Origin of the sequence: Streptomyces sp. Je 1-369 (assembly GCF_026810505.1) — a bacterium.
Classification (GTDB): Bacteria; Actinomycetota; Actinomycetes; order Streptomycetales; family Streptomycetaceae; genus Streptomyces.
Map to the genome: position 1 here is coordinate 25,950 of NZ_CP101750.1, position 17,033 is coordinate 42,982.

The 17,033-nt window shown below is 72.9% G+C and carries 14 protein-coding genes; 2 read left to right on the top strand and 12 right to left on the bottom strand.

What is annotated here, in order from left to right; translation table 11 throughout:
• Window positions 1–246: 246 nt before the first annotated feature.
• The 7 genes from NOO62_RS00120 to NOO62_RS00150 form a co-directional block, all read right to left on the bottom strand.
• Entirely contained in the window at window positions 247–1,008 is a 762-nt protein-coding gene (locus tag NOO62_RS00120; RefSeq protein WP_268768815.1) for a response regulator transcription factor, read from the bottom strand.
• An 82-nt stretch (window positions 1,009–1,090) separates the two neighbouring features.
• Window positions 1,091–1,531 (bottom strand): GNAT family N-acetyltransferase, encoded by a 441-nt coding sequence (locus NOO62_RS00125; protein WP_268768816.1) that lies wholly within the window; start codon window positions 1,529–1,531, stop codon window positions 1,091–1,093.
• Window positions 1,515–2,804 carry an adenylosuccinate lyase gene (gene purB / locus NOO62_RS00130; protein ID WP_268768817.1) on the bottom strand — a complete coding sequence of 430 codons (1,290 nt, stop codon included), beginning with the start codon at window positions 2,802–2,804 and terminating at the stop codon, window positions 1,515–1,517. Before purB ends, NOO62_RS00125 begins: the two co-directional genes overlap by 17 nt.
• Window positions 2,805–2,886: 82 nt before the next feature.
• Complete coding sequence (locus tag NOO62_RS00135) at window positions 2,887–4,383, bottom strand: glutamine synthetase family protein (protein ID WP_268768818.1); 1,497 nt, start codon at window positions 4,381–4,383, stop codon at window positions 2,887–2,889.
• A gap of 3 nt (window positions 4,384–4,386) precedes the next feature.
• Window positions 4,387–5,793 carry an amidase gene (locus tag NOO62_RS00140; protein ID WP_268768819.1) on the bottom strand — a complete coding sequence of 469 codons (1,407 nt, stop codon included), beginning with the start codon at window positions 5,791–5,793 and terminating at the stop codon, window positions 4,387–4,389.
• A complete protein-coding gene (locus tag NOO62_RS00145) occupies window positions 5,790–7,760 on the bottom strand; it encodes a hypothetical protein (protein ID WP_268768820.1) in 1,971 nt (656 codons plus the stop codon). Before NOO62_RS00145 ends, NOO62_RS00140 begins: the two co-directional genes overlap by 4 nt.
• Window positions 7,757–8,083 carry a 4Fe-4S ferredoxin gene (locus NOO62_RS00150; RefSeq protein ID WP_268768821.1) on the bottom strand — a complete coding sequence of 109 codons (327 nt, stop codon included), beginning with the start codon at window positions 8,081–8,083 and terminating at the stop codon, window positions 7,757–7,759. Before NOO62_RS00150 ends, NOO62_RS00145 begins: the two co-directional genes overlap by 4 nt.
• 199 nt (window positions 8,084–8,282) lie before the next feature.
• Here NOO62_RS00150 and NOO62_RS00155 point away from each other — a divergent pair, with 199 nt between their 5' ends.
• Entirely contained in the window at window positions 8,283–8,747 is a 465-nt protein-coding gene (locus NOO62_RS00155; protein WP_268768822.1) for a VOC family protein, read from the top strand.
• A 72-nt stretch (window positions 8,748–8,819) separates the two neighbouring features.
• On the opposite strand, the gene NOO62_RS00160 is transcribed toward NOO62_RS00155, so the two are convergent.
• Window positions 8,820–9,272 carry a carboxymuconolactone decarboxylase family protein gene (locus tag NOO62_RS00160; protein WP_268768823.1) on the bottom strand — a complete coding sequence of 151 codons (453 nt, stop codon included), beginning with the start codon at window positions 9,270–9,272 and terminating at the stop codon, window positions 8,820–8,822.
• 171 nt (window positions 9,273–9,443) lie between these two features.
• Window positions 9,444–11,546, bottom strand: coding sequence for an MMPL family transporter (locus NOO62_RS00165; RefSeq protein ID WP_268768824.1), 2,103 nt, complete (start codon window positions 11,544–11,546; stop codon window positions 9,444–9,446).
• 301 nt (window positions 11,547–11,847) lie between these two features.
• Here NOO62_RS00165 and NOO62_RS00170 point away from each other — a divergent pair, with 301 nt between their 5' ends.
• Window positions 11,848–12,717 carry a sigma-70 family RNA polymerase sigma factor gene (locus NOO62_RS00170; RefSeq protein WP_268775407.1) on the top strand — a complete coding sequence of 290 codons (870 nt, stop codon included), beginning with the start codon at window positions 11,848–11,850 and terminating at the stop codon, window positions 12,715–12,717.
• Window positions 12,718–12,724: 7 nt separating this feature from the next.
• Here NOO62_RS00170 and NOO62_RS00175 read toward each other — a convergent pair whose 3' ends face one another.
• From NOO62_RS00175 to NOO62_RS00185, 3 genes are all read right to left on the bottom strand, one after another.
• Complete coding sequence (locus NOO62_RS00175; protein WP_414930744.1) at window positions 12,725–13,474, bottom strand: alpha/beta fold hydrolase; 750 nt, start codon at window positions 13,472–13,474, stop codon at window positions 12,725–12,727.
• A 368-nt stretch (window positions 13,475–13,842) separates the two neighbouring features.
• The gene (locus NOO62_RS00180) at window positions 13,843–15,315 is read right to left on the bottom strand and encodes an FAD-dependent monooxygenase (RefSeq protein ID WP_414930961.1); all 1,473 of its coding nucleotides are present in this window, start codon (window positions 15,313–15,315) and stop codon (window positions 13,843–13,845) included.
• Between the two features lie 172 nt (window positions 15,316–15,487).
• The gene (locus NOO62_RS00185) at window positions 15,488–17,032 is read right to left on the bottom strand and encodes an FAD-dependent monooxygenase (protein WP_268768826.1); all 1,545 of its coding nucleotides are present in this window, start codon (window positions 17,030–17,032) and stop codon (window positions 15,488–15,490) included.
• Between the last annotated feature and the right edge of the window lies 1 nt (window position 17,033).

Consider the following 17,033-nt stretch of genomic DNA (forward strand, 5'->3'; position numbering starts at 1 on the left):
AGGCTCGCGCGGTGCGGGTGTGGTGCTGTGCGGGTGCGTGCCGCGTGCTCGCGCGGTGCGTGCGGTGCGGTGCGGTCAGTGCGGGTTCGGTGCTGTGCGGGCTCGGGCGGGGCGGGCCGCGGGCTCGGACGGTGCGGTCAGTGCGAGTGGGGTGCGGCGGGCGGGCTCGGGCGGGCGGGTGTGGGGTGTGGTGCGGGCTCGGGCGGGCGCGGGCTCGGGCGGTGTGGGGTGTGGGTGGGGTTGGGGTCAGCCGGTGCCGAGTCGGAAGCCGACGCCGCGTACGGTGACGACCCAGCCGTTGCCGCCGAGTTTTCCGCGCAGGCTGCTGACGTGGGTGTCGATGGTGCGGCGCGACCAGGAGTCGCCCCACACCTGTTGCAGGAGCTGCTTGCGCGGGATGACCGTGTCGGGCTGGGCGGCCAGCAGGCACAGCAGGTCGAATTCCTTGCGGGTCAGGGCGACGGGCTCGTCGTCGACGGTGACCTGGCGGGAGTCGACGTCGATGCGCAGCCGGCCCAGGTCCATCTCCCGGGCCGCGGCGGGCTGCCAGCGGGTGCGGCGCATGACCGCTTCGATACGGGCGATGAGTTCGCGCAGCCCGTAGGGCTTGGTGACGTAGTCGTCGGCGCCCGCGTGCAGGCCGAGCACGCAGTCGAGTTCGCAGCGGCGGGCGGTGACGATGATGATGGGGATGCGGCTGACCTCGCGGATGGCGCGGCACACCTCCAGGCCGTCCAGGTCGGGCAGGTCCAGGTCGAGGAGGACCAGTTCGGCGTCCTCGTAGGCGTGCAGGGCCGCTTGGCCGTGCCGGACGCCGACGGGGTCGTGGCCGTGGCGGCGCAGCTGGGCGGTGAGGGAGCCGGCCAGGGCGGCGTCGCCGTCCACCACCAGGATGCGCTGGCCGGTGGGTGCGCGGGCCGGGGCCGGGGTGCCCGGCTCGGTGGGGCGGGCGGTCTCGGGCAGGGCGGTCAAGGGCTCCAGCAGTGCCGGTGACGGTATGTGGCTCATGCCTTCCCCCGTTGGGTGTGCGGTGCCCGGGCGGGCCGCCGGCCGGTGCGGGCCGGCCGGCCGCGCCGCGGTGCGGGTCCGCCTACGGTTTCGTGGCCGGTGGGCCCTGGAGGGGCGCCGCGGGGTTCAGGACCCACGCGGAGTCGTGCCGGGTGAAGCCCACGCGCGGGTAGTAGCCGGCGGCGGCGGGCGCCGACAGGAGCACCACCTTGGCGTCGGGGGCCTGGCGGCGGGTCTCCTCCATCAGGGCGATGCCCACTCCCGAGCGCTGGTGGTCCAGGACCACGGCGATGTCGGAGAGGTAGGTGACGTAGGAGAAGTCGGAGATGCTGCGGGCGATGCCGATCAGGGTGCCGTCCGCCTCGCGGGCGACGACGACGAGGTTGGCCTCGCGCACCATCGCGGCCATCCGCTCGCGGTCCTGGACGGGGCGTCGCTCGCCCAGGCCGGAGGCGTGGTAGACGGCCAGGACCTCGTCCAGGTCGAGGTCGCCTCCGTTGACGCGTTCAGTCTTCCAGTTCATCGAGCATCTCCAATCGCCGCCGTATGACGTCGTGGTGGACGAGGAAGCGCTCGGGCCGCAGCTCTTCGCGCAGCTCGACGCCCTCGGTGGCCAGGGTGTCCCGGAAGGGGGTGGCGGTGGCCGCCGTCCGGTTGGCGGCGGCCTGCGCCGAGCGGTAGGCGTGCTCGCGCTCGGTGCCGTCGCCGAGCAGGTCGACCAGGACGGCCGAACTGTAGATGAGGCCGTGGGTGCGCTCCAGTGCGGCGCGCATCGTCTCGGGCCGTACGGTGAGGTGGGTCAGCAGCTCTTCGGCCTTGGTGGCCTGGAAGTGGGCCACGGCCAGGCTGTCGGGCAGGATGACCCGCTCGACGCACTGGTGGGCCAGGTCCCGCTCGTGCCACAGCGCGACGTCCTCCAGGGCGGTGGTGGCGTAGCCGCGCAGCAGGCGGGCCAGGCCGCACAGCCGTTCGCTGGTGGTGGGGTTGCGTTTGTGGGGCATGGCGCTGGAGCCCTGGTAGGCCGGGGCGCGCTGTTCTTCGACCTCGGCGACCTCGGTGCGCTGCAACAGCCGCATCTCCAGGGCGATCTGTTCGACGCAGGCCCCCAACGCGGCCACTGCCTGTACGAGTTGGGCGTGGCGGTCGCGGGCGACGACCTGGCTGGGCGCGGGCTCGATGCCAAGGCCCAGGGACTGGCACACGTACTGTTCGACGTAGGGGTCGATGAGGGCGTAGGTGCCCACCGAGCCGGAGACGGTGCCCACCGCGACGGCTTCGCGGGCGGCCGCCAGGCGGGTCAGGGAGCGGTCGACGGCGAAGGCGTAGCCGGCGAGTTTGTGGCCGAAGGTGGTCGGCTCGGCGTGGATGCCGTGGGTGCGGCCGACCATGAGGGTGTCGAAGTGCTCCAGGGCGCGGGCCACCAGGGTGCGGCGCAGGCGGCGGGCGGCCCCGCTCAGCAGGTCGGTGGCGCGGGCCAGGGTGTGGCCCAGCGCGGTGTCGACCAGGTCGTAGCTGGTCATGCCCAGGTGGACCCAGCGTGCGGTGGTTTCGGGGATGTTCTCGCAGTAGGCGGCCAGGAAGGAGAGGACTTCGTGGTCGCGGTCCTTCTCGATCTCGGCGATGCGGTGCGCGAGCGGTACGGGGGCGCGGCGCATGTCGCGCACGGCGTCCTCGGGGACGCGTCCCAGGCGTACTTGTGCCTCGGTGGCGAGGATCTCGACGCGGACCCAGGTGGCGTAGCGGGTCTGGTCGCTGAAGAGGTCCGCCATCTCGGGCAGGGTGTATCGGGCGATCATGCAACGACCTCTGTTCTGCGGGGTATCGGCACGCGGGTGGCTGTCGGCACGCGGGTGTTCGGCACGCGGCTGGTCGGCACGTTCAGTACGCCTCGAAGTACTCGCGCTGTTCCCAGGCGGTGACCTGGTCCGGGCTGGTGCCGGTGGTGGCGCACCAGGTTTCGTAGCGGCGCAGTTCGCTCTCCTTGAGCCGGGTGAGGCAGGTGGCCAGCGGGCGGCCCAGGAGCTGGTCGGCGCGGCCGGCGGTGAAGGCGGTGAGGGCTTCGCCCAGGGACTGCGGCACGTGTTGGCCGGTGGCCGGGGCGGGGCGTTCGGCGTCCGGGGTGCCGGTCAGGCCGGTGAGGCCGGCGAAGAGCTGGGCGGCGATGGCGAGGTAGGGGTTGGCGCACGGTTCGCCGCTGCGGTTTTCGATGTGGGCGCCGGTGCCGCCGCCGACCATGCGGAGCATGACGCTGCGGTCCTCCATGGACCAGTCCATGCGGGTGGGGGCCAGCGCGTGGCGGGAGTTGAGCCTGCGGTAGCCGTTGACGGTGGGCACCGAGAGCAGGAACAGCTCCCTGCTGTAGGCGAGCAGGCCGTCCGCGTAGGCCTTGGCCTGCGGGGACAGGCCGCCCGCGGGGCCGTCGGCGGCGAAGAGGTTGCGGCCGCTTTCAGTGTCCAGGACGGACTGGTGCAGGTGCCAGCCGCTGGGGTCGAAGGCGTCCAGGCGCGGCTGTGACATGAAGGAGGCGTGGTGGCCGCGGCGGGCGCACCAGCGTTTGGTGGCGGTGCGGAACAGCAGCATCGCGTCCGCGGTGTCCAGGGCGGACATCGGGCTGAAGGTGGATTCGACCTGGCCGGGGCCCGATTCGTGTTCCATGGAGCGCAGCGGCAGGCCGAGCGCGGCCAGGTGCATCGCCAGGGGGTCGGTGATGTGGGCGACGGAGTCGTAGCGGGCGTCGAGGTTGAACTGGTAGCCGGCGTTCATCGCGGCCACCGGGGGGGCTTGGCCTTGCAGGCCGAAGCCGTTGCCCGTGTTGCCGGGCGTCTCCTGCAGGAGGCGGGTGAGGTACCACTCGACTTCCAGGCCGGTGACCGGGGTGTAGCCGTGGGCGGTGTACTGGTCGCTCAGGCGGCGCAGCACGGCGCGGGAGGACAGCGGGTGGCGGGTGCCCTCGCGCAGGTATTCGTCGCCGATGACCCAGGCGGTGCGCGGCTGGGTGTCGGGCAGGAGCTGGAAGGTCAGCGGGTCGGGTACGAGGATGAAGTTGCCGGCGCCGGTGAGTTCTTCGACGCCCAGGCCGGGGTCGCCCAGGTCGACGGCGAGGGCGTGGCCGGTGTCGAAGAGGAAGGGGCCGGGGCTGAAGTTCATGCCGTTGCGCAGGACGGAGGCGAAGGTGTCCGCGGTCAGGGTCTTGGAGCGGGCCAGGCCGTGCGGGTCGCAGAAGACCAGGCGGACGAAGTCGAGGTGGGCGAGGTCGGCCTCGATCTGTTCGGCGGCGGCGAACTGCTCCTCGCTCCACAGGTGGTGGTCGGCGACGAAGGACGGCGTGCCGACGGCGTCCTGGGCGGCTACGGAGCGCCATGCGCGGGTGTACATGGGTCAGGGGGTCCTTTCGGTGGCGGGGACGAGCGCGTGCCCGGGGCGGGGCGGGGGCAGGGCTCCCAGCTCCCTTTCCAGGCGGTGGGCCACCGTCAGGACCAGTTCGTCGGCGCCGACGGGGCCCACGAGCTGGATGCCGGCGGGCAGTCCGGAGCCGGTCAGGCCGGCCGGGAGGGTCACCGCGGGCTGGCCGGTCATGTTGAAGGGGTAGGAGGCGGGTGACCAGGCCAGCCAGAGCAGGTCGCGGGGGTCGGCCGCCCAGGGCGGGGCGATGGCGTGCAGGTCGAAGGGTTCGATGGGGACGGTGGCCATGGCCAGCAGGTGGTGGCGGCGCATCACCGAGCGCAGCCGGGTGCGCAGTTGCTGGCGGACCTCTTCGGCGCGCATCAGGGCGGTGCCGCTCAGGGTGCGGCCGTAGCGGACGATTTCCAGGCGGCCCGGGTCGCAGTGTTCTTCGTCCTGGCGGGTGGTGCCGGCGGCTTCGGCGGCGGCCAGGATGTCGACGAGGGCGGGGTAGAGGTCCTTGCAGCGCACCTGGATGCGTTCGATGTGGTGGCCCTGGCCCCGGAGGGCGTGCATCGCCTGTTCGGTGACTTTGCGGATCTCGTCGGTGGTGCCCTCGTACTCGATCCATCCGATGTGCTGGCGGCGGCGGTGGGAGGGCAGGTCGATGGAGCCGAGGCCGGAGTCGGGGTCGGCGGGGTGGGGGCCTGCGATGACGGCGGCGAGCGCTGCGGCGTCGGTGACGGTGCGGGCCAGGGTGCCCTGGTGGGCGAGGCGGTCGACGCCGTTGGGGACGTAGGGGACGCGTCCGTAGGAGGGTTTGTAGCCGGCCACGCCGCAGAACGCGGCGGGGATGCGGATGGAGCCGGCTCCGTCGGTGGCCAGGGCGCCCTCGCCCAGGTGGGTGGCGACCGCGGCGGCGGCCCCGCCGCTGGAGCCGCCCGCGCTCAGGTGGGGGGCGTAGGGGTTGGCGGTGGGCGCGGCGGTGCGGCCCAGGGTGGTGGCGCTCCAGCCGTACTCGCTGGTCGTGGTCTTGCCGATGATGACGGCGCCGGCGGCGCGCAGCCGGGCGACGGCCGGGGCGTCCTGTCGGGGGCGGTGGTTGGGCAGCAGGGAGCCGCGGGTGGTGGGCAGGTCGCGGGTCTGCAGGAGGTCCTTGACGGAGACCGTGACGCCGAGCAGCGGGGTGCCCTGCCAGGCCTGCGTGCCGCGTTCGCGGATGCGGCGGTCGGCCTGCTCGGCGGCGCGCAGCGCTTCGTCGCCGGCGGCGGTGACGAACGCGCCGAGGGTGTCTCGTTCGCGTACGGCGCTCAGCACGGCCTGCACGTGCTCGACGACGGTCGTCTCGCCCCGCCGCAGCCGCCCGGTGAGCTCCCCGATCGCCCCGGTCGCCCCGGCGGTCATCGTGGGGTGCCCTGGGGGGCGGGGTGGGTGATGGTCTGCCAGTGCCAGGGGGCGTCGAAGGCGGTGACCTCGACGGGGGTGCCGGTGAGGGTGAGTTCGGCGGCCAGGGTGGTGGCGCGGGCGATGAAGCGGGAGGCGCGGTGGGCGGCGAGCAGGTCGGGTTCGGTGAAGGGGGTGCCGGCGCAGCGCAGCAGGCGCAGGTCGACGAAGCCGTTGAAGGTGCGTCCGGCGACCTCGACGGGCTGGGGGGAGCGGATGGAGAAGCGCACCTGGTTGCTGACGTGCCCGTGGTGGTGCTGGTCGGAGAAGAAGGCGATGTCGGGGATGGTGGGCGGCACGAAGTGGTCGCGGGCCACCACGGCGGGGTGGCGGGGCAGGTTGCCGGGCACGAAGTGCCAGGAGTTGTACTGCATGCGGGAGGACATCGCCCAGGCCGCGTCCGCCATCGCCTCGACCGAGCCGCCGAAGTGGGTGCGCGCCTGGGGGCGGGGCACCACGCAGCAGAAGTAGTGGGTGATGTCCCAGCCGCAGATCTCCGCCCAGCTCTCGGTGCGCAGCGCGGTGATCAGCGCGGGCAGGGAGCGCATGCCGCGGCTCATGGCGAAGTCGGCGGCGAACACGTCGGCGACGGCCGTGACGCTTTCGTGGACGAGTGCTTCCAGGCCGGTGGCGTGGGTGCCGTGCGGGCGGGCGAGCCAGGCGGGGTCGGCGGCCGTGCTGTGCCCGAGTTCGTCCAGGGTGGTGCCGGTCAGCGGCAGGCGGCCGGTCAGGCGGCGGCTGAGTTCCTCGTCGTGGTGTCGTACCCCGTCGGTGTCGGCGGCGATGCGTTCCACCTTGTGCATCAGGGTGCCGTGGATCTCGCGGTAGAGGGGGACCTGGCGGATCACCTGGCGGCGGCGTGCGCCGAGCGCTTCGGCGAGGGTCTTGAGGTCCTCCACGCCGTGGGAGGCGGCGGGGGCGATCGGCTCGCCGGGGACGCTGTCGTAGGTGTGGCGGATGCGTTCCAGCATGGCGGCGACGTGGTCGATGCTCAGCTGGGTGCCGTTGGCCTCCTCCACCCGGCCGGCGCCGGCGGAGCGGATGAGCAGGGTCAGGGCGATGACCAGCTGCACGTCGTGGTCCGACCAGAGTTCCAGGGGCAGTTGCTGCAGGCTGCTCAGGACGCAGTCGGGGTGTCCGGGCCACAGGGTCTTGCCGGTGAGGCTGTTCTGCTCCCGGAAGTTGGTGTACTGGCGGTGTTCTTGGTAGAGCACGAAGGGGGCGGTGCGCAGGGCCGCTTCCTTGGCCTGGTCCAGGAGTTCGTCGCGGCCCTTCTCGCCCTGGCGCTCCAGCCAGGCGCGGCAGTCGGCCAGGGTGTGGGCGGTGCGGGCGGCGGCGCGGCTCATGTGGGCGTGGTAGGCGCGGGCGGCCTGCAGGGACCAGGGCACGCGCAGGACGCCGCCGACCAGGTGGCGGCGGTCCAGGGGGCCCTGGGTGGGGCCGCGCAGGACGATGCGGCCGGTGGTGGCCAGGGCGAGTTCGCCGACGAAGACGGGTTCCTCGGCGGCGGCTTCGATGAGGTCGACGACGGCCGGTTCGGCGGTGTCGGTGCTCTCGTGTGCGGTGGCGGTGGTGGTGTCCTCGCGCCAGGTCAGGCCCCACAGGGCGTGAAAGGCGGCTTCCTCGGTGGTGCTCAGGGCCCGCAGCTGTACCTGGGGCGGTACGTGGCCGTCCAGGTTGAGGAGGATGTCGACGCTCGTGCGCAGGTCGGCGGCGGTGCGGGCGCGCTGCCAGACCCGTTCCAGGAGGGCGGGGAAGCCGGCGCCGGGCTCGCGGGTGCGGTCGGGGCCCGGTGCGGTGCCCGCGGTGGTGCCCAGGCGGCTGGGGCGGCGGCTGAGGCGTTTTCTGGCGTTGGCGGCGCGGCGGCTCTCGCGTTCGGCGGGCCCGGTCGTTTCGGCGGGCCCGTTCGTTTCGGCGGGCCCGGTCATGAGGTGCCCGCGGACAGGTCGATGTGGCTCCACAGGCTCGCGTCGGTGGACTCCCAGTCCTCGTCGACGTAGATGCAGTCGACGGGGCACTCCAGGACGCAGGCGGGGCAGCCCGAGCACAGTTCGGGAATGATGATGACGTCAAGACCGCGGTCGAATATGGCGCCGAACTCCTCGGGGCAGCCGCGCAGGCAGCTGTCGCAGGTGATGCACTCCGAGGTTTCTATGCGGCGCGGTGGCTTCTTCCAGTTCTCGCCGCGAGTTCGCGCGGCGATCCGCTCGGAACGGGCGGATTTCGCCGCCGGCAATGCGTTCTCGCTCACGGAACACTCACCCTTCGGGTCGGTTCGAGACGCCCACATCGTTACGACGGTGTCTCGACCACTCCATGAGCTTCGGTGGTGGCGTACTCGACTGCTTTGTTCAACCGGTGAATTGCTCGGTTGAACAGTGACGGGCGGTTCTACCGTCGTGCCCACGAACCGCCCCCAGGGGGTCCGACCACGAACAGGAGCTGCCACGATGCCTGCGACGCCGGCGCCGAAACTGATGACGTTCCTGACCTTCAGGAGCCAGGCCGAGGAGGCGCTGCAGTTCTACACCTCGCTCTTCGACAACAGTGAGGTGCACCGGATGATCCGGGCCCGCGCCGGGGAGCCGGGGTGGGAGGAAGGGGTGCTGCAGCATGCTCTCTTCACGCTCGACGGGCAGATGTTCATGTGTACGAACATGCCGCCGCCGGGGGCCGTTGGATACGATCTTGCGCCGTGGGATTCGTATGAGTTCTCCCCCGCGACCGCGATATACGTGCAGTGCGAATCGGAAAGTGAATTCGATCGTTTCTACACGGCGCTTTCCGAGAAGGGCGAGGTCATCATGCCGGCGGGCGGGTATGAATTCAGTGCCCGGTTCGCGTGGCTGACCGACCGGTTCGGGGTGTCGTGGCGCATCAACCTCGTGCCGTCCAGGGGCTCGCGCGGCCGGTGAGCGCTGCATGCGGCTGAGGCCGGCCCGCCTCGTGGAGGGGGCCGGCCTCAGCCGTGTGCGGTGCGGTGCCGGTCAGCCCCAGGCGCCGGCGATCGCCTTGGTGGTCACGTTCAGGCGGTTGAAGAAGTTGGTCAGGGAGACCATGAGGATCAGGGCCGCCAGGCCCTTCTCGTCGTAGTGGGCCTTGGCGCGCTCCCACACGTCGTCCGGCACCGGGTCGGAGCGGTCGGCGAGGCGGGTGGCGCACTCGGACAGCTCCAGCGCGGCGCGCTCGGCGTCGGTGAAGTAGGAGGTCTCCCGCCAGGCGGCGACGGCGAACAGGCGCTCCTCGGTCTCGCCGGCCTTGCGGGCGCCGCGGGCCCCGGAGTCCACACAGGGGCTGCAGCCGTTGATCTGGCTCGCGCGCAGGTGGACCAGGTCCAGGGTCGTCTTCGGGACTCCACCGGAGTAGATCGCCTTGTACATGTCCTGCACAGGCTGGGTGGCGTCAAGGATCATCGCCGGGTTCTGCAGGCGCGCTTCCATGATTTTTCCTCTCTTGGATCAACATCGACGCCGCTTTCAGGCAGCGTCACTTCTATGACGATCGGGGGCGGGTGAGTGTGACAGCGGCAGGTCACCGGGGCTGCGGGGGTGGGGCGGGGGCGCGCGCCGCGGGGGATTCGGCGCGGCGCCCCCTTCCGTCCGGCGCGCCGGTCAGGTGCCGACGTCGACGCGGGCGGTCTGTGCGGGGCGCTCGCCGGGCAGCGGCGCCTCGTCCTCGGGGTGGCCCGGGCGCCAGATGCGCGGGCCGATGCTGAGGGAGAGGGCGGGGATGAGCAGGCTGCGCACCAGGAAGGTGTCCAGGAGGATGCCGATCGCGATGAGCAGGCCCTGCTGCAGGGAGGCCACGGTGGGGATGGCGGCCAGCACGCAGAAGGTGGCGGCCAGGACGACGCCCGCGGAGGTGATGACGCCGCCGGTGACGGTGAGGCCGGTGAGGGTGCCCTCGCGGTGGCCGCGGAGTTTGACCTCTTCGCGGACCCGGGCCATCAGGAAGATCGTGTAGTCCACCCCGAGGGCGACCAGGAACAGGAAGCCGATCAGCAGCAGTCCGCGGTCGATGCGGGGGTAGTCGATGGCGTGGAAGAGCAGGGAGGCCGCGCCGACGGCGGCGGCGAAGGAGACGACCACCGAGGCCAGCAGGACCAGCGGGGCGACCACCGCGCGCAGCACCAGGATCAGCATGAGCAGGACGACCGCGAGGATCAGCGGGATGAGGAGCATCTCCTCGTCCTTCTGGGCGTCGGAGGTGTCCAGGACGATCGCGGTCTGGCCGCCCACGACCGCCTCGGCGCTCTCACCTTGTGTCCTGTCCAGGGCGGTGCGCATCCGCTCGACGGTGTCCTTGGCCCCGGCGGTGTCGGGGGCGTCCGCGAAGACGGCGGTCAGGTGGGTCCAGCCGCCCGCGGTGCGCTGGGTGGCGGCGGATTCGACGCCGGGGACGTCCTTGACGGTCCGCAGTGCGGTGTCGGCTCCGGCGGCGGGCACGTAGATGTCGGCGGGTGCGGAGGAGCCGGCGGGGAAGTGCTTGGCCAGCAGGTGCTGGCCCTCCACGGAGTCGACGGACTTGGTGAACTGCTCGGCCTGGGTCTGGCCGGTCTCCACTGTGGCGGTGCCAAGGGCCAGGACGGCCAGGACGCCGATGGAGGCGGCCCAGATGACGCGGGGCCTGCGGCCCACGGCGCCTGCCACGCGGGCCCAGGTGCCGTGCTCGTTCTCCGCGCTGGCGTCGTAGCCGGGGGTGTGGCGCGGCACGAAGGGCCAGAACGTCCAGCGGCCCAGGATGACCAGCAGGGCGGGCAGCAGGGAGGTCATCGCCAGGAAGACCACCGCGATGCCGATGGCCACGACCGGGCCCAGGCCCTGGGTGGAGTTCATGCTGCCGAAGACCAGGCAGAGCGTGGCCACGCCGACGGTGGCCGCGGAGGCGGCGAGTGCGGGCAGGGAGCGGCGTACGGCGATCTGCATCGCTTCGTGGCGGTCGGCGTGGCGGTGCAGTTCCTCGCGGTATCGGGCGATGAGCAGCAGGGCGTAGTCGGTGCCGACGCCCACGCACAGGATCATCAGGATGTACGCGCTGAGTCCGTTGACGAGCAGGCCGGCGTGTTTGGCCAGGAGGTAGACCACGCCGCTGGCGACCTGGCTGGCCAGGAAGACGGTGAGCAGCGGGACGATCCACAGGACGGGGCTGCGGTAGGTCAGCAGGAGCAGCAGGGCGACGACGCCGAGGGCCGCGCCGAGCAGGGCGCCGTCCATGCCGCTGTAGACCTCGGCGAAGTCGCGGACGCTGCCGGCCTCGCCGGCGATGCGGATGTCCAGGCCGTCGGGTGCGTCTTTCTTGACGATGTCCTCGGAGTCGCCGACGGCGTCGGTGAGTACTTTGTTGTCGCTGGGGCTGGTGCGCAGCGGGTAGCTGAGGAAGGCGGCCTTGTCGTCCTTGGAGACCTGGGGTTTGGCGACGTCGCCGACGGCGATGTCGTCCTGGAGGGCGGCGCGGTCGGCTGCGATCTTGTCCCGGTCGGCGTCGGTGAGTCCGCCGCCGCGGGCGTAGATGATGATCGCGGTGCTGCTGTCCTTGTCGGCGAAGTGCTTCTCGGCCAGTTCGACGGCGTGGGTGGACTGGGCGCTGGAGGGCAGCCAGGTCTCGGGGTCGTTGTCCTGGACGTCGCCCAGTTTGGCGGCGAGGGAGCCGCCGGCGGAGATGAGCACGAGCCAGATGAGGAGTACGGCCCACTTGGAGCGGCGTCCGCTGACCATGCGGGCATAGCGGGCCAGGAATCCGGCTGCGGCGCCTGGACTGTCACTGTGGGTGTCTGGTCGACGACGTAGCGTTGTCATGGTTGCTCGCAAAGGGTCAGGGAGCCTGCTTCGGACAGCTCCGCTCTTGAAAAATTTGGGGAGAGCGCGACCAGGGGCGCGGCGCCTGGTCGAAGCCTGCGCGGCCGCATCCCGTCACACGCGGGTGGTCCCGTTCGTCACTGCTATGACGCCCGGCAGCGCGAAGATGTGACAGGCGTTTGTCACACACCGACCGGGATCGAAGGGGACGACGGTGGTCATGCAGGAAAACGAACGGTTGGCGCGCGCGTTCGAGGAGAAGCGGCCGCGGCTGCAGGCCGTGGCCCACCGCATGCTCGGCGCGACCGATGAGGCCGAGGACGCCGTGCAGGAGGCCTGGATCCGGCTGCACCGCACCGAGACCGACAGTGTGGAGAACCTCGACGGCTGGCTCACCACGGTGGTGAGCCGGGTCTGCCTGGACATGCTGCGCGCCCGCAACCGGCGTGAGGAGTTCCTGGCCGAGCACGCCGAGCCCTCGGACGAGCCCCGTACCGAGGACACCTCCGATCCCGAGCAGGCGGCCGTGCTCGCCGACTCGGTGGGCCTGGCGATGCTGGTGGTCCTGGACACCCTCGACCCCGACGAGCGCCTCGCCTTCGTCCTGCACGACACCTTCGCCGTGCCGTTCGCCGACATCGCCGCAATCATCGGGCGCAGTCCGGCGGCCACCCGGCAGCTGGCCAGCCGGGCCCGCCGGCGGGTGCACGGCGCCTCTCCCCTGCCCGACCTGCAGCGCCAGCACAAGGTCGTGGACGCCTTCCTGACCGCCGCGCGCAACGGGGAGTTCGAGCGGCTGCTCACCCTGCTGGCCCCCGACGCCTCCATGCATGCCGACGACACGGCGGTGCGCATCGGGGCCGCGCCGCTGACCGAGGGCGCCGAGGGCGTGGCGAGCATCTTCTCCGGCGGGGCGGAAGCGGCGCGCATCGCGCTCATCGACGGGTCGGTGGGAGCGGTGTGGCAGTCCAAGGTCCGCCCCATCGTGGTCTTCAACTTCACCATCGAGGACGGGAGGATCGCCGCGATCGACCTGGTGGCCGGGCCCGAGCGGCTGCGGGAACTGGACATCGTGGTCCTGGACGCCTGAGCCGCGGTCAGCTCCCGGGCGCGGTGGCGCCCGGGGGCAGGCACTCCTCCAGGAACGCCAGGGCCCGCAGGTGGTAGGCGCGGGCCGCCCAGCCCAGGCTGATGTTGTGCCCCGCGCCCGGCTGGTGCTCCAGCAGGACGCGGGGCGCGGCGGTGAAACCGGCCGCCAGCGCTGCCAGGTCGGCCTCCTGCCTGCGCCACCACAGCTCATGCTCGGCGAAGGTGAACCGCACCGGCACCCGCACCCGCGGCGCGAGGCGGTCGAACGTCCCCGGCCAGGCGGTGAGATCGGCCGCCTCCCGGGGCGGCATCGGCGCGACCGTGTCCGCGCTGGCCCTAAAGGTGCCCGGCGGGTACAGCCGCAGCGGCCCCCAGTGCCGGCGCCGGGCGGCGGGACGGTCGTGGCGCACCTCGTCCTCGGCGCCCGGCGCGTACCGCCGTCCGCAGCCCGAGATGTCCACGCCGAGCAGCCCCTCGCCGTCCTGGGCGTGCGCGGCGAGGGAGAGGGCCAGCTTGCCGCCGAAGGAGTGCGCCAGCAGGAAGTGGCCTGCGCCCACCGGGTGGCGGCGGGCGAAGTCGGCGAGGGCCGCGCGCAGCAGCGGCGTCTGCTCCGCCAGCGGCAGGCCCTCGGGCAGCGCGGCCCTCGACCGGCCGTAGCCGGGCCGGTCGAGGGCCAGCACGGTGCAGCCGAGCCGGGCCCCCAGGCGCAGCAGGGACAGCTCGGGGCGGGCCTGCCCGTTGAAGTACCCGGCGCTCATGCCGCCGCCGTGCACTGCTACGACCAGTGCGCGCGGGGGCCCCGCGGGTTCGCACAGCAGGCCGGACAGAGAGAGCCCGGCGGCGTCCAGGACGACCGCGCGGACTTCGCCCGGCTGCCCCCCGCACGGGGCAACGGCGGCCGGGGCAGGGGTTGTTGGCGTCGGCACTGCCCGGCCCGCCCCGCGCCGGGCCACCGGCGCAGGCACCGGCGCCGCACACGTGGCGGGCTCAGCCGCGCCGGGGGCCGTTGGCACTCCTTCGCCCGCCTCCCGCCGGGCCCGCGGCGTCGGTCTCTCGCGTGCGGCGGCCGCCCCGCCCGCCCCGGGAGCCGTTGGCGCAGCCTCCGGCGCCCCAGGGGCCGTTGGCACTACGCCGTCCGTTCCGGGCCGAACCACCGGGTCAGGGCGGCGGTCAGGGCGGCGGGGGTGTCCTTGCTGGTCCAGGCCACGTGGCCGTCGGGGCGTATCAGGAGGGCGTCCAGGGGGGTCAGGACGTCGGTGGTGCCCTCCGCCGGTTTGGCGGTGGCCGTCACCGTGTGGACGCGGTCGGTCCAGGGGGCGGCTGCGGCGCGCAGGGCGGGGTCGTCGGCCAGGTCGAGCAGGATGCCGCGGGCGGGGTGCAGCAGGCGGGCGGTGTCGCTCTCGCCGTCGGCGCCGGTCAGGGGGCGCTTGGGCAGGCGGCGGCCGAGCAGGGGGTGGGGGGACGGCGGCGGCTCCGTGCCGGGCGGGGTCATGTCGTAGTGGATGTCCAGGTGGCTGACGATGCCGGCCAGGTGGCGTCTGACCTCGTCGTGTGCGAGGAGTTCGGTGAACAGGGCGCGCAGCGGGTCCGACTGTGCGCCGCCCAGGAAGACGATGCCCTGCGCGCGGGTGTTCATCAGCAGCCGCTGCCCGACCGGGTGCCGCTCCGCGTGGTAGGTGTCCAGCAGGCCCGCCGGGGCGGTGCCGCGGACCGTGGCGGCCAGTTTCCAGCCGAGGTTGACCGCGTCCTGCACGCCGGTGCTCAGCCCCTGCCCGCCCGCGGGCAGGTGGATGTGCGCCGCGTCGCCCGCCAGCAGCACCCGTCCGCGCCGGTAGGTGTCGGCCTGGCGGGTGGCGTCGCTGAAGGAGCTGACCCACTGCGCGCCGCCGGCGCTGATGTCCTCGCCGGTGATGTGCTGCCAGGCGGCGGCGACTTCGGCGAAGGTGATGTCCTCGTCGCGCTCCTGGGCCGGGACGCCGTGCGGGCAGACGATGATGCGGTCCACGCCCTCCTTGAGCGGGGCCGCCATCACCATGCCGTTGGGCAGCCGTTCGCCCAGGAAGCGGGGCTTGAGGCCACAGCCCACGACGTCGGCCAGGTACATGGTGCGGGTGGCGGGCAGGCCGGGGAAGTCGAAGCCGGCCGCCTTGCGGATGCTGCTCTGTCCGCCGTCGCAGCCCACCAGGTAGGCCGCGCGCAGCCGGCGGGGCCCCTCGGGGGTGCGGGCGGTGACCTCGACGTGGTCGCCGTCCAGGAAGCCCTCGGCCAGCTCCGTCACCTGCCAGCCGCGCCGGATGTCCGCACCGAGCTCCCTGGCCCAGGTCTCCAGGACCGCCTCGGTCTCGTTCTGCGGGATGCCGCGGGCCCCGAAGTGGGCGTCCTCCAGCGCGGTGTAGTCGAACTGCACTCCGCCGAAGTGGCCCAGCGGGCTGACCTCCAGGCTTTCGCCCTGACCGAAGCGGGGCAGCAGTCCGCGCTGGTCGAAGACCTCCATGGCCCGGGCGGTGAAACCAAGTCCCCGCGACTGCCCTGTCGGCTCGGCGAGCCGCTCCAGGAGGGTGACGCGTGCCCCGCCCAGGCGCAGTTCGCCCGCGAGCATCAGGCCCGCCGGGCCGGCGCCGACCACGATGACGTCGGTGTCATGGGTGTCGTGGGTGTCATGGGTGTCGTGGGCGTGGTGGGTTTCGTGGGTGTTGTCGGTGTCCGCCGCTGTCCCCGCCATGATTGTCCTGCCTCTCCTTGCTCGCGGATGTCGGGTGCTCGTCAGTGCGTCAGTGCGGGGTGCCGAACCAGCGCTCCAGGACGGCGCTCAGGTCCTCGGCGCCGCCGGGCTGGTCGCTGGTGGCCGCCCACACCACGTAGCCGTCCGGGCGCACCGCCACCGCGGTCACCTTGTCCAGCTCGCCGGGGTCGCTGTCCGGCTCGGGGCGGGCCACCACCAGGTCGATGCGGTCGGCCCACCGCTCCCCCGCCGCCGGCACCCGCCCCTCCAGGCCAAGCAGCAGGCCGCGCCCCGAGCGCAGCAGTTCCAGGGTGGTGCAGGTGGCGCTGCCCACCCGCAGCCGGGCGTGCGGCAGGCGCAGGCCCGTCAGGGGGTGGCCGGTGCCGCGGTCGGCGTAGCGGATGTCGAGGCCGCTGATCATGCCGGCGAGGCGGGTGCGTACCTGCTCGTCGCCCAGCAGTTCGGCCAGGACCGCGCGCAGCGGCTCCACCTCGGCGCTGCCCAGCAGCAGCATGGCCTGGGCGCGGATGTTGGCGAGCACGGCGCGGCCCACCGCGTGCCGTTCGCTGTGGTAGGTGTCCAGCAGACCCGCGGGGGCGTGTCCGGCCAGGACGGCGGCGAGTTTCCAGCCGAGGTTGAAGGCGTCCTGCAGACCCAGGTTGAGGGCCTGGCCGCCGATGGGCATCTGGCGGTGGGCGGCATCGCCCGCGTACAGGACGCGGCCGTGGCGGTAGTGGGTGAGCTGGTGGTTGGCGTCGTCGAAGTGGTTGACCCACAACGGGGTGCCGGCGCTGATGTCCTCGCCGGTGACCTGCTGCCAGGCGGCCACTACCTCGGCGTACCGCGGGGGGCGGGTGCGCTGCCCGGCGGGCGTGCCGGAGGCGTGGACCATGACGCGGGTGACGCCGTCGGGGCGGCGGGCGGCGATGGCCAGGCCGCCGGGCAGCCGCTCGAAGCGCCGGTCGCGGATGTGGATGCCCTCCACGTCGGCGCGCAGCAGTTCGCGGGTGGCGCCGTGGCCGGGGAAGGCGGCGCCGGTCAGGCGGCGCACGGTGGAGTCCTGGCCGTCGCAGGCCACCAGGTACTTCCCGCGCAGGCGTACGGGGCGGCCGTCGCGGTCCATGGCCTGCGCCTCGACCGCCTCGCCGTCCTGGACCAGGTCGATCAGTTCCAGGCGGTGGCCGCAGCGGATGTCGGCGCCCAGTGAGAGCGCCCACTCCTCAAGGACCGACTCGGTCTTGGTCTGGGGCACTTTGTGCTGGCCGGGGTAGGCGCCGGGCAGGGTGAGGTCCAGGGGCAGGCCGCCGAAGTGGCCGCGCGGTTCGGTGGGCGGGCTGGCGAAGTCGGTCAGCAGGCCGCGGCTGTCGAAGATCTCCATGGTGCGGGCGTGCAGGGTGGAGGCGCGGGACTCCTTGGTGGGGCGGTGGCGCTGTTCGACGACGGCGACCTGGATGCCGTTCAGGCACAGTTCGGCGGTGAGCAGCAGCCCCACGGGGCCTGCGCCGACGACGATGACCTGGGTGTCCAGCACGTCGCTGCGGCCCGGAGCACTCTCGCGGGAGCGGCGGGGGCGGCCCGCGTCCTGCGCGGCCATG